Below are 26,568 nucleotides of genomic sequence, written 5' to 3' on the forward strand. Positions count from 1 at the left end.
TTACACTCACCGGACATCCATTGCGCAATTCACCATGGCTCAACACGATATCAAAGACATTGTAATTGTTGGCGGAGGCACCGCTGGCTGGTTGACCGCGAATATTATTGCGGCTCGATTTTGCCCTGAGAAAGGTCGCGGTCTCCAGGTAACACTTGTCGAGTCGCCCAACGTGCCCACCGTTGGCGTAGGCGAAGGCACATGGCCGTCGATGCGAACAACCCTTAAAGATATTGGGATTGCCGAGGCAGACTTCATTCGCTCATGTGATGCCTCGCTTAAGCAGGGCACATGGTTTAAAGATTGGATCACAACGGGCGATACACCCTACTACCACCCGTTCTCACTGCCAGAAGGGTTTGACACCGTAAATCTTGCTGAGCACTGGCTCGCGGGAGCGGCGGGCAATGTGCCCTTTGCAGAGGCTGTGACCCCACAGTATGCCGTCTGTGAGCTTGGGAGGGCGCCGAAACAAATTGGCATTCCTAATTATGCGTATACCGTTAATTACGGATACCACCTCGACGCGGGTAAATTTGCAGCGCTGCTCACAAAAAATGCCACCGAAAAACTTGGAGTCAAGCACCTTCATGCGGACGTGGTCAGCGTTAATACCGATGAAAACGGGTACATAACAGGCGTAGTGACTGAGCAAGCAGGTGAAATCTGTGGAGACCTATTTATCGACTGCTCCGGCTTTCAAAGTCTACTCCTTGGTCAGCATTATGGTACTGAGCAAGTGTCTGTTGAGTCGATACTCTTCAATAACGCGGCCGTGGCCGTACAAGTGCCCTACCCCGACGAAACAACGCCTATTGCGACAACGACACACTCTACTGCCCAAAAGAACGGTTGGGTCTGGGATATAGGACTTCAGCACCGTCGTGGTGTTGGACACGTCTTCTCTAAAGACTTCCAGTCTCATGAAGAAACCCTTCAGGTCCTTGATCAGTATCTCAAAGACACAGGTCGATCGAAGGGACTGGAAGATCTGAATCCCCGACTGCTGAGTTTCGATCCAGGTTACCGCGAAAAGTTCTGGGTAAAGAATTGCCTTGGCATTGGTTTGTCGGCGGGCTTCATTGAACCGCTGGAAGCATCCGCGTTGGTACTTGTAGAGCTAAGCGCAGCCGCCCTGGCTAATCAGATGCCACGTGATCGGAGCGATATGACGGTGATTGCGGATCGCTTCAATCGAGAATTTGAGGGGCGCTGGTCGCAAATTATTGACTTCCTCAAGCTCCACTACGTGCTATCAAAGCGAGATGATTCAGCCTATTGGACCCGTAACCGCGCCCCTGCCTCCATACCCGATACACTGCAAGAAAATCTCATTGTTTGGGCTAATCGCGCGCCTTGGTATCATGATGACCTGCGGCGTGATGAGATGTTCCCTGCAGCCAGCTACCAGTACGTATTGTATGGTATGGGGTTCGAATCGCGACTGACCTTTGATGCCCTTCGCTCTAGCGAAGATAAACGGTCAATGGCAAAGCAGCTATTTGCGGAGACGCAGAAAAAGGCGCAAAAATATGGGCAGTTTCTGCCGCCTACACGCTTTTTAATGAATCAAATACGCGAGCAGGACTTCGCGAGAATTTAGGTGGATAACGTTGGGAAACATACAAAAGTTAAACAATGTTGAGCATGCTCAACTAAAAATAAAGCAGTCAGCCTGCGACGCCGATCACGTCATGTTCTCGCCAATTTACACCACGGAAATGCGGGCACTACAAAGCAATTTTCCGCTCATGTTTTATAAGTCACCCAACGATGGAAGTTTTTCACCCGTCGCACTTTTTGGGTTTGAGCAGGGTGAGAACCTGTTTATCCATGAGAATCGTTGGACAAGCCAATATATCCCTATGCTGATTCAACGTGGCCCCTTGATGATTGCGACAGAGGGGCAGACCGCGACAGGCGAGACATCGCGTGTGATCGCGATCGACATGGAGCACCCCAATGTATCCGATATCGAGGGCGAGCCACTTTTCTTGGAGTTTGGGGGCAATACGGCTTACCTGGACCGGCTCGCCGCAATGCTTGAAGGTATACATCAAGGGCACACCCTAACACCGTCCTTTGTAGACGCCCTTAATCAGCACAACCTCATTACAGCCATAACGCTTAAAATCACGCTCAACAACGGGCAGGAGCATGCACTAGAAGGGTTCTACGCCATCGACGATGAGACGCTGCAAACGCTCAACGAAGAGGCGACCACTGACCTCCACCGCCGAGGATATCTGCTTCCCGCCTACATGATGGTGGCGTCCCAATCTCAACTAAAGCGTTTGATAGAATTAAAAAACGCCAAGGTTACAACTTAGGTTAATGCCTGTGCTTAAGCACGCAACTGCTATAACGGAAGTCCAGCTATCACCAGGCACCCCGCCGTCTGAAGCACTCTTGCTTTCGGATACGCCATGGGTGGCCCGTGGCTATGTCGCTGACTGGCCGCTGGTCAAAGCCGCAGCACGTGGAGCGGACGATGCGCTTGCCTACATTGCCGGCTTTTACCAAGGTCGGCCGGTTAATGCTTTTTTAGCAGAGCCTGAATTCGAAGGCCGTTTCTTTTACAACGACGACCTCACCGGCTTTAACTTTATACAGGTTAATACGCAATTAACGCAGGTCTTTGAAAAGCTGTTGGCGTTTTCGACGAGCAATGAGAAAAACCCCGCCCTCTATGTTGGAAGCACTCAAACGAGTGCTTGGCTACCGGGCTTTAACGAGGCTCATCCACTGCCCTGCAATTTACCGGAACCGATGACCAGCCTATGGATTGGGAACGAATCACGGGTTGCAGCGCACTTCGATTTTCCACGTAATATTGCGTGCTGTGTACTGGGTGAGCGACGATTTACAGTGTTCCCTCCGGAGCAAGTAGAGAATCTTTATGTTGGACCATGGGACCTAACGCCCGCGGGACAGCCCATCAGCATGGTAGATTTTCACAGCATTGATTACGCACAGTTTCCTAAATTTAAGGAAGCCGAAGAACACGCTCAAACGACAACTCTAGAACCTGGCGATGTCATTTATCTGCCAAATATGTGGTGGCACCAAGTAGAGTCTCTTAGTCCTATCAATGGACTGGTCAACTTCTGGTGGCAAGAGACACCGGGTGTTTATGGGTCACCAACTGAAGCCCTCAAGCATGCATTTCTGAGCATACGCTCACTACCCTTACATCAGCGTAAGGCCCTTAAGACGATGTTTGATCACTACGTCTTCGCAGAGACCACAGAACATCTCGAACACCTGCCAGAAGCAAGCTGGGGCCGGTTGGGCGGTATCTCTGACACACTCGCCCGACAGCTACGTGCTGAACTCACTAATTCGTTAAAACGGTAGCCAAACCATGAAGCAGCGCACAGTAAACAATGTTGTTATCGCAGGCGGTGGAACCGCGGGCTGGATGGCGGCCGCCGCGCTATCACGTTTAGTGGGCCGGAAGATTAACGTCACGCTCGTCGAATCGGAAGAAATTGGCACCGTGGGGGTTGGCGAAGCGACGATCCCCACCATACTTACAATTAACCGTCTCCTTCAAATACCCGAGCCCGACTTCATTAAATTAACCAGTGGCACATTCAAGCTAGGAATTCGCTTTGAGAACTGGCGCAAGCAAGGCGAGGATTACATACACTCCTTTGGTGACACCGGTAAGGGCAGCTGGGCTGCTGGCTTCCATCATTTTTGGCTACGTGCAAAAGAAATGGGCCTTGCGGAAGAGTATGGCGAGTACTGCACCGAGCTTAAGGCGGCAGAGGCGGAGCGATTTGCAATCACCAGCCAGAATAAGTTGAACTACGCCTATCACCTTGATGCGACGAAATACGGTATGTATCTCAGGAGGCTCGCCGAGTCGTCAGGTGCCACACGTATAGAGGGCAAGATTAAGCGTGTTGAGACGTCGTCTGAAGATGGTTTCATCGAAGCACTTCACCTCGAAGATGGTCAGCGCATTGAGGGCGATCTATTTATCGACTGCACAGGTTTCAGAGCGCTCTTAAGCGAAGGTGCCCTCGCTACTGGTTTTGATGACTGGAGTCACTGGCTCCCCGCAAATCGCGCTTGGGCGGTGCAAAGCGAGTTAAAGGAACACCCCAAGCCTTACACACGGGCTATCGCTCATAAAGTCGGCTGGCAGTGGCGGATCCCGCTGCAACATCGAGCAGGCAATGGGCTTGTCTACAGCAATGAATTCATGGACGACGACACCGCGAGAGAACTTCTACTCTCGAATGTGCCTGATAAGCCTCTCACCGAGCCGCGTCCTATCAAGTTTGTAACGGGACAGCGCAAGCAGTATTGGAACAAGAACTGTATCGCCATTGGTCTGTCGAGTGGCTTTATTGAGCCTTTAGAGTCGACGAGCATTCACTTCATTCAAAACGGCATCATGTGGCTACTACTGATGTTCCCAGATGCCTGCATCGAGCCAAGCACAGTGAACGAGTACAATCGAACGATGCGCTCGGAGGCAGAGCATATTCGGGACTTTATTGTCCTTCATTACACTCTGAATCAGCGCCATGGTGATCCCTTCTGGGATTATTGCAGAAATATGGATCTGCCCGATTCACTCAAGCATCGTATGGAACTCTTCGAGCGCTCCGCGCGGGTATTCAAACCCCAGGACGATGTCTTTGCAGAGAATTCGTGGGTTCAGGTAATGATGGGCCAAGGTATGGAGCCGCAGGGCTATCACAACATCGCTCAAGCAATGTCTGAATCCCAAATGACGGCGTTTTTAAAAGGCATACAGCACGAGGTCGCCCAAACCGTTGCCAAACTTCCTGAACACGGCGCGTTTGTTAAGACCCTTGTCCAGCACGCCCGTGTTTAGGGTCGAGGCTGAATCTCTTTCTGAAAGGGAATAAGGTCGTCTGGTGGCTCAGGCTGATAAGGCTTAATCGACTCTAAAGCCGCCCAGATCAACACTTGACTGAGGGGGCGAATAGGCTCATCCCTTGGATCAAGAGGATTGGATCCTGCCTCCACCTCATCGAGGTCAGCGAATCCGTCATTGTCATCGTCCAAATCTTGGTTATTTCCCAGTCCATCTCCATCAGAGTCGATCGACTCACTGTCATCCAGAGGAAATTGATCAGCTTGATCACCGACGCCGTCACCATCACTATCGGCGGTTTCTGTAGGGTCATCCGGAAATTGGTCCGAATTATCACCCACACCATCCTGATCCGTATCTAGGCTCTCTGTTTCATCGGTTGGAAAAGCATCTGTGTTGTCACCAACACCATCACCGTCGGTATCGACGTCTTCCGTTGGATCAAGCGGAAACGCATCTGCATTGTCCCCTGTTCCATCACCGTCACTGTCTGCTGATTCAGCGGGGTTCAGAGGAAAGGCATCATCGTTATCACCGACACCGTCTCCATCGCTGTCGCTGGTTTCCGAGGGATCGTCAGGAAATTCGTCCGTATTGTCACCGATACCGTCGCCGTCAGAATCAACGGTCTCAGTGGGGTCGTCGGGAAAGGCATCAGCATTGTCGCCCACGCCGTCGTTATCGGTGTCTGCGGACTCGTTTGCGTCGTCTGGAAATTCATCCGAGTTATCGCCAACGCCATCACTATCGGAGTCTATCGTTTCGTCTGGATCCTGAGGAAACGCATCAGCGTTGTCTCCCACACCGTCACCATCAGAATCTGCCGATTCGTTTGGATCAAGTGGGTACAAGTCACTGTTGTCCCCTACCCCATCACCATCAGTATCTGTGGTCTCCTCTGAGTCTTGAGGAAATTCATCAGCATTGTCACCAACGCCGTCACCGTCAGAGTCTGCAGACTCATTGGGATCTAGCGGGTATAGATCGCTATTATCACCAACGCCGTCACCATCAGTGTCTGTCGTTTCAGAACCGTCATTTGGAAAGGCATCCGCATTGTCTCCTACCCCATCGCCGTCAGAGTCAGCCGACTCATTAGGGTTGCTCGGGTACAAATCTGCATTATCGCCAACCCCATCGCCGTCTGAGTCAGCTGACTCACTAGGATCAAGAGGAAACAGATCTGTGTTATCGCCAACGCCATCACCATCCGAATCAAACGCCTCAGTTGAATCCAATGGGAAGACATCCGCATTGTCTCCAACACCATCGTTGTCGCTATCGACAGACTCAGATGCGTCAAGCGGGAAGGCATCATCAATGTCGAGCACACCGTCAGCATCATCATCGCTATCTTGAGAAAAACCCGCATCCAGACAAGCCAGCGAGCATTCATTGGGCAAGCCGTCGAGATCAAAATCGGCAAGCACTGTGAGGTCAAATTGCGCGACGACAGAGAGTCCATGCCCATCGTCTACCCATAAGCTCACATCCTCATGAACCCCCACATTTTCAGCTCCGGGCGTACCGAAAAGTAGCCGCTCAGAGGGGTCAAAATCAGACCATTGGGGTAAATTCGTGGCTGAATAGCTAAGCGCATAATAGTCGGATTCAAGTTCAAAGGTGTAGCTGTAGGGCGTAGCCACAACCGCCACCGTGTTAGGCGCGATATTGGGCACGTATACATCCTTAATAACATTAAAGCCCGTTATCTCACCTGAGTTTAGACCCGTGATATCGCTGTTAGGTGACCCCGACACAAGTACCCGTGCGTCCTCAGACAGCGCAACTGACCAGCCCAAGTAGTCGCCCGCGTCACCCAAAATGGGTTCGCTGGTTGCTATCCACTGCCCGTTGTCAAAGTGAAAAACTGACGTCTCTCCGGAACGGTCGCCATTGCCGTCACTAAGCTGCGAGCCAACGGCAATCCGATACCCATCGCCTGACAGGGAAAGGGAAGAACCAAAGTTATCGCCTGCGGACCTCCCATCTAAATCATTTCCCAGCTGACGCCATACAAATCCATCATATTCGTATACACGCACGTGACCGGCACTCTCTCCACTACCGCTATTGGACCGCGCGCCAATTGCGACCACATTACCGTTCGAAGATAACGCTATGGATCGGCCCGACCGGTCGAGTAATGACTCACCATTTAGGTCGGATCCTTTCTGTATCCATTGATCGTCTGAGAGTTGAAATACTTTAACTTGACCAGCGAGTGTATTTGTTCCGTCATCGCCAATGGCGCCAAATGCTAGCGTCGAACCATCTGACGAGAGCGCTACACTCCAGCCGGCATAGTCTCCCGGCTCATCACCATAGAGGACAGGAAAGGGCACAAGCGTCCCATTATCAATCCGGTAGGAATGAACTGCGCCCGCACTGGTCCCAGCGTCATCGTTGTACGGTGCGCCAATAGCAATGGTCTGACCATCCCGCGATATGGTTGTGCTGGCACCGAATTCGTCCCCAACGTTGGACCCACTAATCGACTCAATAATTGGCTCCCACCCCGCGTCGCTTAATGTATACACTGACGCAGACCCAACCCTGCCACTAGCGTTGGACGCCTTTGGGGAGCCTACAATGACCGTTGAACCCGTGGCATCCATATCCAAGGAGGAACCAAGGCGCTCAAACAATCCGGTCCCAAACAGTGGCTCACCATAAGCCCGCCACTCTCTATTGATCCATTTGTAGGCTTTGATAGATCCTCGGTCTGATCCCTCAGTGCTGTCTCTTGGTGCACCTACAACAAGTGTCTTTCCATCCGCAGACAGGGCCACTGAGCTACCGAATTGGGCGTTCGCTGAAGCTCCAGGGACGGTTGCATCTAAAACTGTAGCTGGATCTCGGTATTCCCCGAACACATAAATATTAACGTTCTCACTAATCCCTCCGACCTCGAGACTCAAAAGATCGTCACCTAGAAATAAAACGTCAGGGATGTAGGTAATATTTTGGTCAGGGACCACACTTCCCAAAGACAGCGCAACTCCCGAGCTATCGAGCAACTGCCCATTGTCGGGTAATTGCGTCACGGTAACCGAACCAAGGCTTATTTCTTGCTGCCACGGCAGGTAGATGGGTATCTGGGAGGTCAAAATGGGGGACTCGCTGGTCCGTCCGCTAACGAAGAGATCATCAGCGGCTAAAGCGCCACTTACACTGAGTATCGAGACTGTAAGTATCGAAAGTAAGCGTTTATTAAAAGCGCTTGGTAGTCCCTTAACCATCTGGACACATCTATGTAACGACACCACAAAACGATTCCCGAGAAATTCAGAAGGAATGTGGACCCACAGATCAGTCTTACTGCGCCGCGAATGCTTGTCACTTACGTACACTCCTGCCATACGTAAGTTTGCGGCAATTTCGCTAGTTATCTTAGTAAAAACGCCTTTCTAAGCGTTAATTAGACATCAATGTGACATCCCCCGAACCCAAACGTCGTTGAGGATTGCTTTTTCGATACCTATCTTCGCTCACTGACCAATGGTTTTAGCTCGGATTACCTCAACCCGAGCCCACGTCTGTTCATCCCGAAGTTTCTAGTCTCACGTTCGCTGATATTGGGTAAGAGACGTGTGGTTGAAATCCCTTATTCCTGAGCCCTCTTTACGTCTGCGCTTAAGCCCAGCCCCCATATTGAGATCGTCCAACCCACGAGCAAAAAAAAAGCCGGGCATAGCCCGGCTTTAATTTGCTCGTAGTGACCTTAACGCGTCAGCAGGTAATTCCACCAAACGCCATCACCTGCTTCAACAGTGACCGACATCGTGCCGTCTTCGTTTAAGTAAGCGTTGTAGTCAATGCCCGCTGGTACCGCGGCGGCCGAATCGATTTCCGCACCGTTAATCGCTTTAGGAATGCCGATGTAGGCCCCTGCACCAGAGAGAGATAGCGTATTCATTTCAGCATCGAATACAAACGATGCCGGAGCCGAGCCATCATGCGGAGCGACAGGAGCACCACACTCTTCCGCACCACCTGACTGCCAGGGCTCAAGCCATGTATCGCCATCTTGAACGTTACTGAATGAACCATCTGCGCCAAAGACGTAGGCATCATCGAAGTAGCAGGCGCGAAGGGCTGTGACACCCGCGTCGTTACTCCACCACGTTACGTCAAACTCAGCCGGACCCACACCCAACGATCCATCGGATTGCGCCATGTACCAAGTACCGGCAATCGGTGATGGCTCAGCAGGACCTGCCGTCTTAACGATTTTGTAGTTCCACCACACACCGTCTCCAGCCTCAACCGTGACAGCATAGGAGCCATCCTCTTGCTCGTAGACGTTGTAAGTGATGCTTCCTGGTACGTCAGCTGCTGAGCTGATCTCCGCACCATTGATCGCCTTTGGTAACCCAATGTAAGACCCTTGACCACCAATAGTCAGCGTACCCGCTTCTTGATCATGGCTCCATGTACCGGGAATCGAGCCGTCGTGTGGAGCTACAGGTGCCCCACATTCCTCAGCACCACCAGACTGCCATGGCTCTAGCCACGTCTCATCCTGATACTCGACTTGGAAACTACCGTCTGAATTAAAGACGTATTCATCATCGAAGTAGCAAGCACGCGCAGCAAGAACGCCCTCATCAGCCATCCACCAAGTGACATCAAACTCGGCAGGTCCCACACCCAAGGAGCCGGCTTCTGGAGCCATCATCCAAGTGCCCTCAAAGGCAGATGGCGCGGGTGGTTCAGCCGTCTTGATGAACTTGTAGTTCCACCAGACACCTGCACCGGCTTCAACCGTGACGAGAAGCGAACCGTCGTCTTCTTCGTAAGCGTTGTAGACAATGCTTCCGGGCGTATCACCAATTGACGCGAGCTCTGCACCATTCACAGCCTTAGCGAGACCCATGTAGGAACCCTGACCGTTAATAGTGAGTGTTTGAGCCGCTTCATCGTACTCAAAGGTGGCGTCGATAGACCCGTCATGCGGTGCAATAGGCGCGCCGCAAGTGTCAGCCTCGACACCCTGCCATGCCTCTAGCCACGTCTCATCGCCGAGGACGTTTCGGAATGATCCGTCGCGGCCAAAGACGTATTCGTCATCGTAGTAGCAAGCACGGAGCGCAATAACGCCGTCGTCACCGTTCCACCATGTCACGTCAAATTCCGCAGGACCCACACCAAGTGAACCCGCCTCAGGCGCTAACATCCACGTCCCAAGAATGCCGGTGTCCTCTACTTCCTCACCTGCAAGACGCTCTAAGCGAACATTCGCCACTTTCAGAGACTTCCCACCCTGCTCACCGTTGGGTGAGAGGACGAGGAATGCCTTGACCGCTGCGAGGTTAAGCCGCCCACCTGGAGGGTTGTTTAACTCCGCATTCGTAGAAAGCAGTAAATCTGCAATCGGTATCTCGAAGCTCTTCCAAGTACCTGCAACATAGCCGGCAAGGTCGAGTTCAATAGGACCCGTGCCCTGCGGATACTCGTTCTCAACCTTGTAGATGACTCCATCCGCCGCAGTCGCAGCCGTAAGGTTAATGTCGAACTTGAGTGTGCCGCCGTTAGAGTCGCTCAAATCGAGACCCTGGTCATCCTTCACAAACCAAGCACCACCGACGCCTGCACCGAAGTCAACCTGCACAGCATTAACGCCAATCGAATCATCACCCGTCGGAACAACTGACCAAGTGACCTGATTCGAAGTATTACCATCGCAGTAATCATCAGCGAACGCATTTTCAGCAGAGACTGCGCAAATACCGGGTGACCAAGCTGAACCCGCCTGACCGTTCTCATCAATGACCGTAATCACTAGATCATCAGTGGCACGTGCCGGTGCGGAAACACCACAATCGCCACCTGGAGTACCACAGACAAGACGAATGTTGTCCAGTTGAACGTGCGCTGCAGCGCTCGGCTCAATCACAACAAGGTTTTGTACCGCGCCTAGCGCCAAAGTGCGGTCTCCGCGGTTCGCGAGTAATTGATTAATCGAGACACTGTAGGAGAACCACTCGTTTGTCGGCATGTCGGCAACATTGAGCGACACGAAGCCCAGCGCCGGGTAGCCGCTGTCCATTTTGATAGCAATAGAGCTGCCGGGAGCCGTCATTGAGCTGTCAATGTACATGTCGAACTTGAGCTCACCACCACCGCGGTGGCCATAGACATCAATGATTTTGCCATCAGCGGCATTAATGACGACGTTACCGCCACCGTCACTCATAACATCCAGAACGTTGCCTCGACCTTCTACGGCAACCTCTGACACAGTTATGCCGATGGCGCCGTCGTTGTCATACCCGACCATAGCCTGGAGATCGCGCGTCACGTCACCTGTAAGGAATTCCCAAGTAAGGGGCCCAACTGAATCAGTGTAGATATCAGTGGTAACAACCTCGGGGCTTTGCGCATCAGGGGACTCTAAAGAACGATCAGCGTATGTGTTACAGCCCGTACCGTTACCCGTCGCGTAGTTACACTCATAAACGCGAATGTAGTCGACCACCATCTCACCGGGGACGGCCGCAGGGTCTAGTTCAACGCCGGGTCCAACACCACCTACTGCGAGGTTCACGAGGAGGTGAAAATCTCGGTCAAAGGGTGCGGCAGGATCAGTTGCGAGTTGATAACCGTCCGTGCTGTCTTTGAAGTAGTAGCTGTAGTACACGTCCTTGCTAACCGTGCGCAAATGCTCTCCATCAACAAACCAACGCAGGTAGTCGCCGGACCACTCAAGCGCGTAGGTGTGCCAATCACTCGCGTCGTCCACGTCGGCTCCAGCGGTTGTGATTTGGTTCAATGGCCATTCAAAACCGTAGTGCGCCGCGAGGAATACACCTTGGTTCTCGGTGCCTGCGTTGACCACTTCCATGATATCGACTTCGCCACTGGCAGCCCATACACCGTAGGGTGAGCTGGTTGGCAACATCCATATGGCAGACCACATACCATCACCCGGTGCGGCCTTAGACCTAATTTCTACGCGACCGTATTGGAAGTCGAACTTGTTAATCGAACGCATGCGAGACGACGTGTAGGCGCTGTTGCCGACACTTTCCTGTCGCGCTTCAATGACCAGAGAGGACTCCCCGTCCACCTCTTGGATAGACGCGTTGTCGGCTTGGTAATACTGAAGCTCGTAGTTACCCCAGCCTGGCAGACCATTGTCACTTCCGTCCCCAGTCTGAAATGTCCAATTGCTCGAATCAACGCTGCTTCCGTTGAATTCGTCGGCCCACACAAGACTCCACTCTTCCTGCTCTTCTATATAGAACGGCTCGGTCTCAGGCGACGAAGCACCTCCCCCACCACAAGCGTTCAGTAGTGCTGCCGCTAAGCCAATCCCTATCAGACGGCCATGACGATGCAAACGATCAAACATGAGTAACCCCAATTCATTGAATATTTAGTTAGTTTTAGCAGTGTGCTTTATCCCATATAGATGCGGGTCGCTTAATACAAACGCGACGATAGGGACTTGGGGCGAGACAAGTGGGAAAGGCGTTGTTTTGCCTTATCCCATGAGGTCTTGAACGGCGGAGCGGTAGTTACGACTGACCTTTAAACTGACCTCATCATCGAGGTGCAGCAGGCACTCACCCTTCGGAATGGCATCCACAGATCGCACCTTATGTAGGTTTACAATCGTTGAGCGATGAATCCTGACAAACTGCGAGGACAGCTTTTTCTCCAACTCTTTCATAGTCGAGCGCAGGATGTAGGTTTGATTGCCCGCGTGCACACACATGTAGTCACCCGCAGCGTCAATCCAGTCAATAGTCTCCAATTCGACGAGATGGGTATGCGGCCCATCCTTAATAGGAAGTCTCGCAGGACGCTCCTGAACATCGCCAGCAAGCAGCTCCGAACCTCCTTCAAGCCCTGCAATTGCAGCGACCGCCGCCTCTTTTCCACTCTGTAATGCGACGGATAAGAGACGATCCTTTGCGCGAGCCACCGCTTCTATAACGCGCTCCGACTCGAAAGGTTTTAGCAAGTAATCGACCGCGTTCGCCTCGAATGCGCGGACTGCGTATTCGTCGTACGCAGTGGCAAAAACCACTGCCGGCATAACATCACTCTGGCAACGCTTCACCACATCCAGTCCATTGAGACCCGGCATTTGGATGTCGAGAAACATAAGATCAACACTTTGTCTTTGTAGTTCGGCTAAGGCCTCTCTGCCGCTGCGGCATCGGGCGATAATCACAATATCGTCCACCGCACCCAACAGCCGCTCCATGTAGTCCAGTGCCAGGGGTTCATCGTCAACGATGAGCACTCTCAATTTTTCTGTCATCTTCGTCGCCCTCTGGTAGGCAAGTGTAACGCAAGTTTCAGACCTCCGAGGCGCGATGTGCCTGCGTTAAAACTGAAGGAATCCCCGTATAGGTTTTCCAGGCGCTCGGCAGTACTCCTCAATCCAAAACCAGGTGCGTCAAAGAGCTGATCAAGTTGTGGCTGCTTCTCCTCACCACCGGAACCGCTATCCTCAACAGTGACAACAAGTTCCTGGTCGCTCAGTTTCACTGTAATCAAGATTCGACCGCCATCCTCAGCTCTACCTATCGCATGCTTAATTGCATTTTCAACCAGTGGCTGCAGGAGCAAACTGGGGACCTGCTCCCGCAGTGCGCGTGGGTCTATCTCCTGTTCCACGACTAACCGATCAGAAAACCTCACCTGCTCGATGCGCAAGTAAAGGTCAAGCGCCTCAATTTCGTCTCGCAAAGGCACCGTAATGTTGCGATCTGTCTCCAGCGAGAACCTCAAAAATGTTGAAAGTTCAGCAATCATACTCTGGGCATCATCACTTCTATGGGCACTGACAAGCGATGCAATGGAATTGAGCGTATTGAACAGAAAATGGGGGTTCAATTGATACCGAAGAAGCTTCAGCTGAGCCTCGCGCGCTGCCGACTCAGCTGATACCAGCTTGAAGGCTTCCTTACGTCTGCCGGCTTCTAGTACCAGTAATGACTCTCTTTCGCTCTGCAAGAGCTGCGCATATTTCACGAGGTGATAAAGCGCAACCCAGGCCAGAAACACGAACAGAGAAGGGAATAAAAACCCTCCGAAATCATCCCAAAGATCGGTCTCACCGGCGATCACAATGAGAAGCTCAAGGCGCAACGCCGCCCAAACCGTCGCAAGAACAAGAATTAACAAAATGGCGATGATAACGCGAGTCGTAGCACTCCAATTCCACGTAGCTTTAAAGGCTTGTCTCAGTGGAATGCTCAACAAAAACCCAAGGACAGACTGAAGGATATTATGCGCAATGTATGCGAACTGAAGCTGATCATAGGGGAGAGACAGACTCACATAGGTGACGACCGACAAACTGATCCAGCCGCCACTATTCAACAGCCAAAATAGCCGGTCAGAGTCGGTGACCGTCTGCGAAAATAACCGAGGTACAAGCCCTGTACTAGCCGACGTCTGATTCAAACCGTATCAACCTACCAAATCACTGCCCGGTTAGACCTTCAAGCCGCCGGTGTCGATATCGACAAACTTACCGCCGCTTGCAACCAACTGAGTCAGAATCGGAGAGACTCTGATGCTATCGTCACCGGCAGCCAATGCAGTCATAACTTCTAGGACTTTTTCAGCACCCAACGTATCGGCGTAGTACATCAGACCACCTTTACCCAGTGGCCACCCATAGCCATTTAGCCACACAACGTCGATATCAGAGGGCCGCTGCGCTTTATTTTCCTCGAGAATCGCCAGCGCCTCGTTGATCATAGGCACGACGCACTGATCAATTATCGCAGCGTTTGACATCGAAGCATCCGCAGCGCCCGTAATGTCACGAATGATGCCAGCCGTCACATCGGATGGGATGTTTTTCCTGCTCTCGTCATAGTCGTAGTAGCCAGCACCGGTTTTTTGGCCTCGTCGATCGAGTTCACACAGCGCATCACGGATTGGGTTCGCTGTTTTCGCGCCTTTTTTCCAGCCAATATCGAGCCCCGCGAGGTCAGACATTTGGAAGGGGCCCATTTTGAAACCAAACTCATTGAAAGCAGCATCGATGTCCCAGGGCATGATGCCTTTATAGACAAGTGCGTTCGCCTGATACTGACGTGCAAATAGGATTCGATTTCCAACAAAACCCGGGCATACGCCCACAAGCGCAGCCACCTTTCCTATCGTTCGGGCAAGATCGACCGAGGTAGCGACGACATCGTCAGCGGTTTTCTCTGCGCGAACGATTTCGAGCAGACGCATCACATTGGCAGGCGAGAAAAAGTGCAATCCAATAACGTCCTCGGGCCGAGAGGTCACTGAGGCAATCTCATCAATATTCAAAGCAGAAGTGTTGGTCGCCAAGATAGCGCCTGGCTTCGCAATCTTATCAAGCTGGCTAAAGACGGACTTTTTAATGTCCATGTCCTCGAATACCGCTTCGATAATAAGGTCACAGCTTGCAAGCGCAGACAAGTCCAACGACGGCGTGTAACGACTCATACAAATTCCCACTTCCTCTTGAGGGAAGCGTCCTCGATCGGCGCTGCGCTGGTAATTTTTTTGTATGACGCCCAGTCCACGCTCGAGTGCTTCCTGTTTTGTCTCAACAATCGTCACAGGAATACCCGCAGAAGCGAAATTCATAGAGATGCCTCCACCCATGGTCCCTGCTCCAATGATCCCCACTCTTTCTATAGAGCGGCGGGGAAGATCGTCAGAGATCCCATCCACATTCCATGCCGCCTTTGCAGCTTGTTGGATATAGGCGGCGACTTGAGCATCGGAGCTTGGGTTCGTCATGTATCGTATCTCTCGTTGTTGTTTTTGGATGTTGGTGTCGTTTTAGAAGACAACCGCTAGTGTATCGCCTTATCAGCACAAGCACAGCGTTACAGGTTTTAGGGCGTAGCTTATTCTGGGAAGCGCGAGGGATCCACCGAGAATTGCGGCACCGGTGTCTCAACAACCGCCTGTCGACCTGTGTTTGTGCTGTCTTTCCATCTGCGCTCAATCTGGTCACCGGCATGGCCATCGCTAAGCCACGTCGCTTTGCAACGCATAGTTGGTCCGTCTAGTCTCTTTGGTGTTGCGGCGACAAACGGGTTTCATCAGGCTCACGCTTCATCACTTAAAGGTGCACCATGAGCTTATCGATTCCTCTCCTCTGTGCTGCGGTTTTGTCTGTTTGTTCAAACGCTGGTGACCCAAATGCAGATACCACGCCTCCCGCCATCACGCTGAATACAACCGGGACAGTAACCCTGTTCGCTGGGGACGAGTATATCGAAGCGGGGGCTGTTGCACTGGATGACCGCGATGGCGAATTATCCGTGGTCGTAACAGGCTCTGTTGGCTCTGAACCTGGTACCTACACCATCACATACACGGCGACAGATTCAGCGGGCAATACCACGCAGGTAACGCTGGAGGTTGTGGTCATTGATGGAGACTTTGATCTATTTTCGGCCTCAACCGCCCGGATCGTGTCTGAGATGACGCTTGAGCAAAAGGTTGGGCAAATGATTCAACCCGAAATTGCCTATGTTAGTGCACAAGACATCCGCCAATATGGCATCGGCAGTGTGCTAAACGGAGGGGGCAGTCATCCCTATGGCGACCGTGCCGCCACACCCGAAGATTGGCTGCAGTTTGCACGCGAACTCCGTGAAGCATCGCTAGCCACTTCGAACAGCAGCCTGGGAATTCCTTTGATTTGGGGAACCGACGCCGTCCATGGCCATAATAATCTGCGAGGCGCCACCATTTTCCCACATAACATCGGATTGGGAGCGGTCAATGACCCCAATTTAATTGGGGAAATAGCCACCGCAACCGCACGGGAGGTCGCCGCAACAGGCATCGACTGGACATTCGCCCCCACACTCGCGCAAGCCAAAGATTATCGATGGGGGCGCACTTACGAGAGCTATTCCGACGACCCTGCCATTGTAGAAGCCTATGGGCGCATCATGGTCGAGCGGATCGAGGCAGAGGGAATCGCAGCCACCGCAAAGCACTTTATCGGAGACGGTGGTACCCAAGCGGGTCGAGACCAAGGCAATACACTCGTGTCATCTAGCGACCAATTAATGTCGGAGCATGGCTCGGGCTACACCGGAGCGTTTGAAGCGGATGTCGACACGGTTATGGCAACGTTTAACAGCATCAACGGTCAGAAAGTCCACGGCTCCAAATCACTTTTGACGTCTTTGCTGCGAGATGAACTGAACTTCAATGGAATGGTTATTTCAGACTGGAATGGGATTGGTCAGGTTACTGGCTGCTCCAACGCCAGCTGTGCACAGGCGATCAACGCCGGTATTGACATGATTATGGTACCGACTGAGTGGCTTGCTTTTCGCAATAATTTGCTCGCCCAAGTCAGACAAGGCGAAGTAAGCGAAGCGCGAATCGACGAGGCTGTTACCCGTATTATCGATCTAAAGCAGAAATTGGGGTTGATCAACCGGGACTTCGATCCGGCACGTCAACCCGTAAGCGTAGTGGGCAGTCCTGAACATCGGGCCATTGCGCGTGAAGCGGTGCGACGCTCTCAAGTTTTGTTGAAAAATAACGATGCAACGCTACCCATCAAACCGAATCAGCGGGTCTTACTGGTAGGTTCCGCAGCAGACAGCATTCCGCTCCAGGCGGGGGGTTGGTCGGTAACCTGGCAAGGTACAGGCACGACAAATGCTGACTTCCCCGGCGCGACAACGATTCGAAAGGCGTTTACAGATGTCGTTGAAGCAGCGGGAGGCACATTAGATTACTCACCCACGGGTAGTTACGCTTCCGTACCTGATGCCGTCGTCGTGGTGCTCTCAGAGCAGCCCTATGCCGAGGGCAATGGTGATCTACAAAATCTAGACTGGACGGCAAACGCTCCACTACTTCAAGTCCAATCGCTGCGTGATTTAGGCGTACCCATAACGACCTTGCTCATGAGCGGACGCCCCATGTTCGTCAATCCAGAGCTGAACCTATCGGACGCATTTGTAGCAAGTTGGCTGCCTGGTTCTGAAGCCACGGGCATCGCAGACGTGCTATTTAGTGACACCCAAGGCAATGTCGTCTTCGACATGACAGGCAAGCTGAGTTTCAGCTGGCCGGGCGGTGCCATCAATCCCAATAATGCCGATGCACCCGTCGCCGCTAACTTGTTCGACCGTGGGTACGGGTTGAGTTACGCCGACACAACCCAGCTACCCTCTCTTACGCAATCACCGAACAACAGCCAGTCCGGTATTATCGCGGGATCAGGTTCAAACGAGGGGAATGAGGGCGACGGCAGTGGCTCAGGCGACCCCAATGCGGACCCATTCTGGGTGCTCGAAAATGGCAATTTTACTTCTTCATTTGATCTAGGCACGCGAGCTTTTGACGCTGCAATCAACTTTGACTTGTGCGCTAACGACAACGGCGCTGCCTGCCCTAGCATCAGTTGGTCATATCCTAGTGATAATGAGCGCGGTACCGTGCTTGAGATTAAACATGAACCCTCCGCGTCTTTTGCCGCGCTGTTCACGGAATCTTCCGCAGGCATAGATCTCAGTGATTATCAGTCTGGCCACCTGGTACTGGATCTGAGACACATAGAAGGCCCTAACGACTATCGAGTAAAACTCGACTGCTTTTACCCGTGTGAGTCGGCGCACATCGATTTAGCGGTGTTACCGGGAACTCAGTGGCAAACCATAAAAGTGCCCATTAGCGCCTTTACATCGACGGGTTTGGAGCTGTCGAACGTCAATACGGGCATCGTAATTTGGGCGAGAGACCACAATGGCACAAGATTTCGCATCGATCAGGTGCGGTTTGAGGCCAACTAAGGACGCGACTACGCCCTCTCGCCCCCTTAACCTGTTGCGCCTAAAAACGCGTCCTCAGACTGGGAATGAGGACGCCGGTGCACACCTAAGCTAAACCACCCATGAGTACGTATTTAATCTCGAGGTAGTCCTCAATGCCGTATTTGGACCCTTCGCGACCCGACCCCGATTCTTTTACGCCACCAAACGGCGCCATTTCATTAGAGATAATGCCCTCGTTAACACCCACGATCCCGTAATCAAGGGCCTCGCTAACGCGCCAAACCCGACCGATATCGCGGGTGTAGAAATAACTGGCCAGCCCAAATTCGGTGTCATTAGCGAGCTGGATGACTTCTTCCTCCGTTTCGAACGTCGTAATGGGTGCCACAGGGCCAAAAATCTCATTGCGAAAAACAGCCATATCTGGCGTAACGCCCGTTAAGACGGTAGCTGAATAAAAATTGCCACCAAGTTCGCTTGGAGCCCCGCCACACGCAACTGTGGCCCCTGCCTCAACCGTTGCCCTGACCAAGGTATCGACGTCTTGAACGGCGCGCGCATTAACCAAAGGACCAAGGTCAACACCGTCGGCAAGACCATTCCCTAGGTTGAGCTTTTTCGTCGCGGTGACTAATTTATCCGTGAAGGCGTCCGCAACCGAGGACTGAACCAAAATGCGGTTTGAGCACACGCAGGTCTGACCACTGTTTCGATACTTAGAAATCAGTGCACCTTGCACCGCCGAGTCTAAATCAGCATCCTCAAATACAATGAACGGTGCGTTCCCGCCCAATTCCATAGACGTTTTTTTGAGCGTCGGCACACACTGCGCTTCAAGTAATTTCCCAACTTCTGTGGAGCCTGTGAAAGATAATTTGCGCACGATCGGATTACTGGTTAGCTCGTTACCGATATTCGAGGAACTACCCACCACAACATTCAGTACGCCATCGGGTATGCCCGCCCGCCTAGCAAGCTCTGCCAAGGCAAGGGCCGAGAGCGGCGTTTCACTGGCGGGTTTAATCACGATAGAGCACCCTGCTGCAAGCGCGGGGGCGGCTTTACGCGTAATCATGGCGTTGGGGAAATTCCACGGCGTTATGGCCGCACAAACCCCTACCGGCTGCTTGATGCAAACAATACGCTTATCCGCTGAGGGAGCCGGAATCACGTCACCGTCAATCCGCTTCGCTTGCTCGGCGAACCATTCAATATACGACGCACCGTAGGCAACCTCACCACGGCTCTCAGCAATTACTTTGCCTTGCTCGAGCGTCATGATGAGCGCAAGGTCTTCCTGATTCGCCATGATAATGTTGAACCAGTCTCGCAGAATATTTGCGCGCGCTTTTACTGGCAAATCACGCCAGTGCTTCATAGCCTCGGACGCCGCTTCAATGGCCGTAGCGGTCTCAGCCGAGCCGACTTTTGCAACGCTGGCAATGACCTCTCCTGTTGCGGGATTGATTACATCGAGCGTCGCGCCGTCATTCGCATCGACCCAGCGCCCATTGATGAACGCCTGAGTTTGCAAAAGACCCGGATCTGACAGTTGTTCTATCACTTGCAAGTTCCCCCTGACGCGAAATGCACTCGCGTCATCTATTAATTAGCTAACCAATTTCTCCAGTGTCGCAGAATCGAGACTCAACGCACCCAACACCTCAGCGGTATGTGCACCGGGCACAGGTACCACCCCTGCCGAGCCAGGCGTCCCACTCAACTTTGGTGCGGGGCTTGGCTGTGCAATCCCATCACGGGTGAAGAAGGTTTCACGCGCCACGTTATGAGGGTGAGCCAGCGCCTCGGAAAAATTCAGAACTGGGGCGAAACAGACATCAGTTCCTTCGAACTGTTCACACCACGCTTTGCGGGTCTTAGCGGCGAAAATGGCTCTGAATTTCTCCTTGCCAGCCTGCCATTGATCTTTGTCCCATTGATTGGCAAACGTTGGGTCTTCGGTCAGATCCAAGCTCTGGATTAACAGCGCATAAAACTGTGGCTCTAGCGCGCAAACAGTGATGTAACCTCCGTCTGAGCATTCGTAAGTATCGTGCCATGGCGAGCCGAAATCCGCCCAACCCGAGCCGGGCTCATCCGTCATTTGCCCCGAGTTATGCATGCCCCATAACAACGTTGAGATATAAGCAGCCCCGTCAGTGATCGCCGCGTCCACGACCTGCCCCTTCCCTGTGCTTTTAGCATGGATAATCGCGCTCAAAATGCCAAAGACCAACATCATGGTGCCACCGCCCAAATCGCCAATGAGCGTTAAGGGGGCCGTTGGACGATGCTCGTGACTCCCACCCGCCCATAGCGCGCCCGTGAGCGCAATGTAATTAGGGTCGTGGCCCGCTGCGTGTGATAACGGACCCGTTTGTCCCCAGCCAGTCATGCGTCCGTAAACCAGTCTTGGGTTTCTAGCGCAGCAAATCTCGGGCCCTAAGCCAAGCCTCTCCATGACGCCCGGACGAAACCCCTCGATAAGGACATCGGCGTCATCAATGATTTTGAGTAACGCATCCACCGCGTCGGGATCTTTAAGGTTCAAGGCCACCGAGCGCTTGCCCCGATTAAACAACGCGTACTTAGCAAAAGCGGCAGCAGCCTCGGGATCTGGAACAGGCCGATCGATGACGGTGACTTCGGCACCCATATCGGCAAGCATCATGCCTGCACAAGGTCCTGGACCGATCCCTGCGATTTCTACGACTTTGATTCCGTTAAGTGCACCTGCTGTCATGTTATTACCCCTCATTTTGAAGGCACTGATGCTCGCACCTAGCGTGAAGCGATGCAATCTACAAACGATGCTGAGAAGCCCCTTCCCCTATCCAAGGCTAAACCGGGCTTACGCTCTCGATTTACCCACAAGACTCGGGTTGCGCCTAAGACTTCAATTCGGGCTCTTGGCCCGCGCAACCACTCACGCTATCTTAGTCGGGAGATGGTAAGCCAAATCTTTTGGGGGCCGTCGCCAAGCCAGACCCACTTACAATAACAAAGGGAATCGCTATGAACTTTTTCATCACACACAGTAAAAACGTCCTTGCCCTAATAATGGTCTTTGCAGCATCCACGGTGTCAGCGACCGAGTGTGTACCCTCACACTGGGGGGCAGATGATCAGATCGGTGCCGCCAATCGAGTGAACCCGGATAGAACAGTGGCCGCTGCAAAACTCATTAAAAAGGGTATAAGCCATCCGCTAGGTATTGAAATCGATCCGAGCATGCCGGCTTACCCACCGCGCTACACGCAGCTGCAAGTTGTCCAGCCTACCCAGCAGTTTGGCGCTGATATGGGTGTGGGTTGGAACGGAAGCTACAACGACGACATACTTCAAATGTGGCTTGGCACGGGGCCTCAACTCGATGGACTTGGGCATATGGGTGAGGCGGGACAGTTTTATAACTGCAACGAAGGAAAAGACTTTTCGTTTATCACCGGCCTAACAAAGCTTGGTATCAGTGACATTCCACCCATTGTTGGCAGAGGGGTTCTGATCGATATCGCCAAACAGATGGGCGTTGATTCACTGAGTGCGGGACAGCCCATTACCTCTGATGATATCAAGGCCGCAATGAAAGCCCAGAAAGTCACCGTCGGCGAGGGTGATATTGTGCTGTTACACACGGGATACACGGACGCCAATCTCAAAAACAACCCTGCGCTTTGGGCCGGTAGCATTCCGGGGATCACCAATGAAGCCTCGGTATTTTTAGCGAGTCTGAAACCAACGGCAGTTGGCGCTGACACCTGGGGGTTGGGTGCGGTTCCTCCCAGAGAGGGTGACAAGGTGTTTTATGATCATGTCGTACTGCTAAAGGAGAACGGCATTTACATCCTTGAGACCATGAACACTGGGCGCCTGGCAGCGGAATCAGTTCATGAGTTTATGTTTGTACTCGGGCAAGCTCGGCTCAAGGGTGCGGTCCAAATGATCATTAACCCTGTCGCCATGTGGTAGCAGGACGTAAAGCATCGCAAGTACAAAAAAGGCAGCCTTGGCTGCCTTTTTTACGCGCTTATAGACAGTCACTCATGACAGGAGGTCACGCCCAATGATCAACTTCATAACCTCGCTGGTACCGCCGTAGATACGCTGGATCCGAGCATCGGCGTAAGCGCGTGTGACTGGATACTCCCACATGTACCCGTAACCACCATGCAACTGCAGGCATTGATCCGTCACGCGACCTTGTAGCTCTGTTGCGAGCAGTTTTGCCTTTGACGCATCAACGGTCGTCAGCTCGCTTGTCAATAAAAGCTCCGCACATCGATCAATAAAGATGCGCATGGCCGTGACCTCAGCTTCGAGCTGAGCCAATGTGAACTGCGTGTTTTGGAAATCAGCAATGCTCTTTCCAAATGCTTTTCGCTCTTTCACATAATTTACCGTTTGCGCCATAACCGATTCACATCCAGCCACCGCAGACACGGCAATACTTAGCCGCTCCTGAGGCAATTCACGCATCAGATAAATAAAGCCCATGCCCTCCTCGCCTAAAAGGTTTTCCTTGGGGACCTTCACATCGTTGAAGAAGAGCTCTGACGTGTCCTGCGCTTTCTGACCCAACTTGTCGAGGTTTCGGCCCCGCTCAAACCCCGGCATATCACGCTCTACAATTAAAATACTGAAGGCCTTTGCGCCGGCTTTTGGGTCAGGATCAGTTCGGCAAACGACCAAGACGATATCTGCCTGTTGGCCACAGGTGATGAAGGTTTTGGACCCGTTGAGGAGGTAGTGATCCCCCATGTCGACTGCGGAGGTCTTGATTCCCTGGAGGTCGGAACCGGTACCCGGTTCCGTCATTGCGATGGCGACAATGCAGTCACCCGAGATGCACCGCTGCAGGTACTTCTGCTTTTGCGCCTCGTTTGCCACATTGGTGAGATAGGGCGTCGTTACATCGTTATGTAACGAGAATCCGATTCCCGTAAGCCCCAACCGAGACACCTCTTCCGAGACAACCATGTTGTAACGGAAATCCGCGCCGACACCACCGTACTCTTCCGGAGCACCGGGACATAGCATCCCCTGCTCACCCGCTTTGTACCAAAAATTACGGTCGATCTGACCGTCCTTTTCCCACTGAACATGCTGCTCGTAAGCTTCTTCCATAAGAAACTTTCGAACCGTATCTCTGAAAACATCGTGTTCTGACTCGAAGATGTGACGCGGTATCATGGCTGCCCCCTTTTTATTGAATTAGTTTAGCGCACTCACTCGTGCTCTGCGGCTGTTTTAGCGCACCGGTACAGCACCAATGTCCGATGACGCACTATCCCACGACCACCCGATCAGATTGAGAGAGACCCAAAACACGACCGAGTGAAGATGATAAATTTCTAGGGAATCCTGAGGATGAGTTTACCTACATGGGCTTTGGATATGAATGCTTCCTGTGCCTTGGTAATGTCAGCCAGCGGATATATTGCCGCTACCACAGGCTTTACACCGCCCTCCTCAATAAGACGGATCACCCTCGCAAAGACGCCCTCATCGACAATTGTGCAGCCGAAAAACGACTGGTCTTTTAGATAAAGTGTACGCAGATCCATCGTAACAAGAGGGCCTGCAATAGCCCCAGCAACGGCGTATCGGCCAAAGGGCTTGAGCACATCCGGCAATTTAGACCACTGATCTCCCCCAACCAAATCAACCACCACGTCCACCGCATTGGCACCCAGCGCATCCAATAAACACTCATTACGATCAAGGGTCACGTCAGCGCCAAGCGCTCTGATTGGGACTGCCTTACCGGCCGAGACCACGGCAATTACATGAGCGCCTCTGGCTTTCGCTAGCTGAATAGCCGCCGAACCCACACCGCCTGATGCACCCGTAATCAATACTGTCTCGCCGCGGGAGAGCCCCGCGCGAGTCAGTATGTTCTCTGCTGTCGAATAAGAGCAGGGAAACGAGGCTAGCTCCTCATCACTTAACTTAGAGTTAATGTGGTGCGCATGAAGACTCGCCACCTTGGTGAATTGCGCAAAGCCGCCATCACACTCGGAGCCGAAATAATGCGCATGCTCTAAGGTTTCACCAGCAACTTCGCGTAAGACAGGTTCAATAATGACACGTTGTCCAATCCGTTCAGTGGACACATCTTGACCGACAGCAACAATTTCCCCGCAGACATCGGCACCCTGTATACGAGGCAGTGTGAGCGGTACACCATTCCAAGCGCCATCATCAGTGTCGCTTGATCCCTTTGAGTACCAACCGGTTCGGGTGTTGATATCAATATTGTTGATACCGGCGGCTCTCACGCGAATCAATACCTCGCGATCCCCGACTTCGGGGACGGGAATTTCACTCGAGGCCAACAACGCATCAAATCCTCCGTGCCCTGTCAGCAGTACTGCAGTCATATGGCTCGGAACTGAACTCATGGCAGCGCGCTCCCAGACGATGGTTTCTCAGTAGTGCTCGGCTCAGGAAACCCCAGTCGAGCGATGATGGCGATAGAGTTTACTGACCACTCTCAGGGGATTCACGATGCCGATGAGCGTAGAGAGGGAGCGCAATCAAATAGGTCAGGCTCAAGATCGTTAGCGTTTCCCAAGGATAGATCAACAAACTGGCGATCAATAAAGTGAAAAGCGGTACTACGAGAAAACCATAGGCTCTCGGGAAGACCAGTGACTTCAACGACAACGTCGGCAACTGTGAAACAGCTAGAAACCCGCAGCCAATCACATACAGCGACACCACCGCCGGCCACTGAGTAATACACTCAAATTCCAGTAGGTGCAGGTACACCGGTAACAAGGTAAGAAGAGCGAGTACCGGCGCGGGCACACCTTCAAACGTCTGGGCGGTTTGCGCGTCCTGACTCGCATTAAAGCGCGCGAGGCGAAACGCACAACAGGCGGCTACCAGCATGATCGCGACCCATGTGAAATCTACGCGTGTCGACTGATTGAAAAGTGCCAAATGAAGAATGAGGCCTGGGGCAATACCAAAGTTGAAGAAGTCGGCGAGGGAGTCGAGCTCCTTTCCTATGAGCGATGTCGAATTCAAGGCACGCGCCAAGCGCCCATCTAGGCCATCCATAAACATCGCAACGACCAGTGCGATGACCGCGAGATCAATTCGCTCATCTAATGCAAAGCGGACCGCCGTAAGGCCGACACAAACAGCCCCCAGTGTCACCATGTTGGGAATTAGGTGTGCAAGCCGATCTCGACCGCGCAGTGCCCCAGTGTCAGGCTGAAGCTCATTGCTCATTTAGAGACGCCGACCCGTGCGATCGAAGCGTCGAGAGCGGCCAGTATGGTTTCTCCCGCTACCGTCGTCTGGCCCAAGCACACCGCAGGCGCAACGCCCTCAGGCAAGTAAATATCAAGGCGGCTACCAAATCTGATGAGCCCGAACCGCTCTCCCGCCGACAGCGAATCACCCTCTTTGACAAAACAGACAATTCGCCGCGCAACGAGGCCGGCTATCTGCGTAATACCAATGGCGGTTCCGTCATCGCGCGTGATGGTGATCGAGTTGCGCTCGTTGTGTTCTGATGCTTTATCTAACGATGCGTTCAAAAACTTTCCGTGGTGGTAGGTCACGTTCGTTACCGTACCCTCAATACAAGCCCGATTAACGTGGCAGTTAAAAACATTCATGAAAACAGAGACGCGAGTCAACGGTTGATCACCCAAGCCCATCTCAACGGGTGGCGTGACGTCTTGAATCAAGGAAACGACGCCATCCGCTGGGCAGATAACCAAGTTTTCACCTTGAGGCACAACACGCGCGGGGTTACGGAAGAAGTAGTAGCACCAAACGGTCAGTCCAACGCCGATCCAAAACAAAGCCTCGGAAATCAATCCAAGCACTAGCGCTACCGCTCCGAAAATAGCCACGAACTTGCGCCCTTCTGGGTGCATCGGAACGATCACCGCATCCATCATATTCATAGTTTGCCCCACACCGCCT

At 52.6% G+C, this 26,568-nt stretch carries 18 protein-coding genes; 6 read left to right on the forward strand and 12 right to left on the reverse strand.

Going from position 1 to position 26,568, the window contains the following annotated elements; all coding sequences use genetic code 11:
* The first annotated feature begins 34 nt into the window (after positions 1-34).
* The 4 genes from E0F26_RS10055 to E0F26_RS10070 are packed head-to-tail and all read left to right on the forward strand — an operon-like array spanning position 35 to position 4,855.
* Entirely contained in the window at positions 35-1,603 is a 1,569-nt protein-coding gene (locus tag E0F26_RS10055; RefSeq protein WP_279241526.1) for a tryptophan halogenase family protein, read from the forward strand.
* 10 nt (positions 1,604-1,613) lie between these two features.
* Entirely contained in the window at positions 1,614-2,330 is a 717-nt protein-coding gene (locus E0F26_RS10060; RefSeq protein ID WP_279241527.1) for a SapC family protein, read from the forward strand.
* A gap of 4 nt (positions 2,331-2,334) precedes the next feature.
* On the forward strand, positions 2,335-3,357 hold the full coding sequence (locus tag E0F26_RS10065) for a cupin-like domain-containing protein (protein ID WP_279241528.1): 1,023 nt from the start codon (positions 2,335-2,337) through the stop codon (positions 3,355-3,357).
* A 7-nt stretch (positions 3,358-3,364) separates the two neighbouring features.
* A complete protein-coding gene (locus tag E0F26_RS10070; RefSeq protein WP_279241529.1) occupies positions 3,365-4,855 on the forward strand; it encodes a tryptophan halogenase family protein in 1,491 nt (496 codons plus the stop codon).
* Here the strand turns inward: E0F26_RS10070 and E0F26_RS10075 are convergent.
* The 6 genes from E0F26_RS10075 to E0F26_RS10100 all read right to left on the reverse strand — a co-directional run bounded on the left by E0F26_RS10075 (position 4,852) and on the right by E0F26_RS10100 (position 15,870).
* Positions 4,852-8,100 (reverse strand): putative Ig domain-containing protein, encoded by a 3,249-nt coding sequence (locus E0F26_RS10075; RefSeq protein ID WP_279241530.1) that lies wholly within the window; start codon positions 8,098-8,100, stop codon positions 4,852-4,854. The two genes, E0F26_RS10070 and E0F26_RS10075, sit on opposite strands and share 4 nt — an antisense overlap.
* Before the next feature lie 482 nt (positions 8,101-8,582).
* A complete protein-coding gene (locus E0F26_RS10080) occupies positions 8,583-12,215 on the reverse strand; it encodes a glycoside hydrolase family 16 protein (RefSeq protein ID WP_279241531.1) in 3,633 nt (1,210 codons plus the stop codon).
* A 132-nt stretch (positions 12,216-12,347) separates the two neighbouring features.
* A complete protein-coding gene (locus E0F26_RS10085) occupies positions 12,348-13,133 on the reverse strand; it encodes a LytR/AlgR family response regulator transcription factor (protein ID WP_279241532.1) in 786 nt (261 codons plus the stop codon).
* Positions 13,130-14,284, reverse strand: a complete 1,155-nt coding sequence (locus E0F26_RS10090) for a sensor histidine kinase (protein ID WP_279241533.1) — start codon at positions 14,282-14,284, stop codon at positions 13,130-13,132. The genes E0F26_RS10085 and E0F26_RS10090 overlap by 4 nt, the downstream gene beginning before the upstream one ends.
* A gap of 30 nt (positions 14,285-14,314) precedes the next feature.
* Positions 14,315-15,610: a 3-hydroxyacyl-CoA dehydrogenase gene (locus E0F26_RS10095; protein WP_279241534.1), complete on the reverse strand. Its 1,296-nt coding sequence runs from the start codon at positions 15,608-15,610 to the stop codon at positions 14,315-14,317.
* Positions 15,611-15,720: 110 nt separating this feature from the next.
* Positions 15,721-15,870, reverse strand: a complete 150-nt coding sequence (locus tag E0F26_RS10100; protein WP_279241535.1) for a hypothetical protein — start codon at positions 15,868-15,870, stop codon at positions 15,721-15,723.
* Between the two features lie 81 nt (positions 15,871-15,951).
* On the opposite strand from E0F26_RS10100, the gene E0F26_RS10105 reads away from it, so the two are divergent.
* Positions 15,952-18,642 carry a glycoside hydrolase family 3 N-terminal domain-containing protein gene (locus tag E0F26_RS10105; RefSeq protein ID WP_279241536.1) on the forward strand — a complete coding sequence of 897 codons (2,691 nt, stop codon included), beginning with the start codon at positions 15,952-15,954 and terminating at the stop codon, positions 18,640-18,642.
* An 85-nt stretch (positions 18,643-18,727) separates the two neighbouring features.
* Here the strand turns inward: E0F26_RS10105 and E0F26_RS10110 are convergent, their stop codons facing one another.
* Together E0F26_RS10110 and E0F26_RS10115 are read right to left on the reverse strand one after the other, a co-directional pair.
* Positions 18,728-20,188, reverse strand: coding sequence for an NAD-dependent succinate-semialdehyde dehydrogenase (locus E0F26_RS10110; protein WP_279241537.1), 1,461 nt, complete (start codon positions 20,186-20,188; stop codon positions 18,728-18,730).
* 45 nt (positions 20,189-20,233) lie between these two features.
* Complete coding sequence (locus tag E0F26_RS10115) at positions 20,234-21,367, reverse strand: CaiB/BaiF CoA transferase family protein (RefSeq protein ID WP_279241538.1); 1,134 nt, start codon at positions 21,365-21,367, stop codon at positions 20,234-20,236.
* A 272-nt stretch (positions 21,368-21,639) separates the two neighbouring features.
* On the opposite strand from E0F26_RS10115, the gene E0F26_RS10120 reads away from it, so the two are divergent.
* A complete protein-coding gene (locus E0F26_RS10120) occupies positions 21,640-22,593 on the forward strand; it encodes a cyclase family protein (RefSeq protein WP_279241539.1) in 954 nt (317 codons plus the stop codon).
* Positions 22,594-22,665: 72 nt separating this feature from the next.
* Here the strand turns inward: E0F26_RS10120 and E0F26_RS10125 are convergent, their stop codons facing one another.
* The 4 genes from E0F26_RS10125 to E0F26_RS10140 all read right to left on the reverse strand — a co-directional run bounded on the left by E0F26_RS10125 (position 22,666) and on the right by E0F26_RS10140 (position 26,561).
* Positions 22,666-23,814, reverse strand: coding sequence for an acyl-CoA dehydrogenase family protein (locus E0F26_RS10125; RefSeq protein WP_279241540.1), 1,149 nt, complete (start codon positions 23,812-23,814; stop codon positions 22,666-22,668).
* A gap of 161 nt (positions 23,815-23,975) precedes the next feature.
* A complete protein-coding gene (locus E0F26_RS10130) occupies positions 23,976-25,025 on the reverse strand; it encodes a zinc-binding dehydrogenase (protein ID WP_279241541.1) in 1,050 nt (349 codons plus the stop codon).
* Positions 25,026-25,104: 79 nt separating this feature from the next.
* On the reverse strand, positions 25,105-25,863 hold the full coding sequence (locus E0F26_RS10135) for a CDP-alcohol phosphatidyltransferase family protein (protein WP_279241542.1): 759 nt from the start codon (positions 25,861-25,863) through the stop codon (positions 25,105-25,107).
* Positions 25,860-26,561, reverse strand: a complete 702-nt coding sequence (locus tag E0F26_RS10140) for a phosphatidylserine decarboxylase (RefSeq protein ID WP_279241543.1) — start codon at positions 26,559-26,561, stop codon at positions 25,860-25,862. Before E0F26_RS10140 ends, E0F26_RS10135 begins: the two co-directional genes overlap by 4 nt.
* Between the last annotated feature and the right edge of the window lie 7 nt (positions 26,562-26,568).

Origin of the sequence: Candidatus Paraluminiphilus aquimaris (genome assembly GCF_026230195.1) — a bacterium.
Lineage (GTDB): Bacteria > Pseudomonadota > Gammaproteobacteria > Pseudomonadales > Halieaceae > Luminiphilus > Luminiphilus aquimaris.

Excerpts from the sequence above, each read along its gene's own strand:
- E0F26_RS10075 (WP_279241530.1), bottom strand. The coding sequence starts at position 8,100 with ATGGTTAAGGGACTACCAAGCGCTTTTAATAAACGCTTACTTTCGATA.
- E0F26_RS10065 (WP_279241528.1), top strand. The coding sequence starts at position 2,335 with ATGCCTGTGCTTAAGCACGCAACTGCTATAACGGAAGTCCAGCTATCA.
- E0F26_RS10125 (WP_279241540.1), bottom strand. The coding sequence starts at position 23,814 with ATGATACCGCGTCACATCTTCGAGTCAGAACACGATGTTTTCAGAGAT.
- E0F26_RS10120 (WP_279241539.1), top strand. The coding sequence starts at position 21,640 with ATGAACTTTTTCATCACACACAGTAAAAACGTCCTTGCCCTAATAATG.
- E0F26_RS10095 (WP_279241534.1), bottom strand. The coding sequence starts at position 15,610 with ATGACGAACCCAAGCTCCGATGCTCAAGTCGCCGCCTATATCCAACAA.
- E0F26_RS10080 (WP_279241531.1), bottom strand. The coding sequence starts at position 12,215 with ATGTTTGATCGTTTGCATCGTCATGGCCGTCTGATAGGGATTGGCTTA.
- E0F26_RS10105 (WP_279241536.1), top strand. The coding sequence starts at position 15,952 with ATGAGCTTATCGATTCCTCTCCTCTGTGCTGCGGTTTTGTCTGTTTGT.
- E0F26_RS10070 (WP_279241529.1), top strand. The coding sequence starts at position 3,365 with ATGAAGCAGCGCACAGTAAACAATGTTGTTATCGCAGGCGGTGGAACC.
- E0F26_RS10115 (WP_279241538.1), bottom strand. The coding sequence starts at position 21,367 with ATGACAGCAGGTGCACTTAACGGAATCAAAGTCGTAGAAATCGCAGGG.
- E0F26_RS10085 (WP_279241532.1), bottom strand. The coding sequence starts at position 13,133 with ATGACAGAAAAATTGAGAGTGCTCATCGTTGACGATGAACCCCTGGCA.
- E0F26_RS10100 (WP_279241535.1), bottom strand. The coding sequence starts at position 15,870 with ATGCGTTGCAAAGCGACGTGGCTTAGCGATGGCCATGCCGGTGACCAG.
- E0F26_RS10130 (WP_279241541.1), bottom strand. The coding sequence starts at position 25,025 with ATGAGTTCAGTTCCGAGCCATATGACTGCAGTACTGCTGACAGGGCAC.
- E0F26_RS10135 (WP_279241542.1), bottom strand. The coding sequence starts at position 25,863 with ATGAGCAATGAGCTTCAGCCTGACACTGGGGCACTGCGCGGTCGAGAT.
- E0F26_RS10055 (WP_279241526.1), top strand. The coding sequence starts at position 35 with ATGGCTCAACACGATATCAAAGACATTGTAATTGTTGGCGGAGGCACC.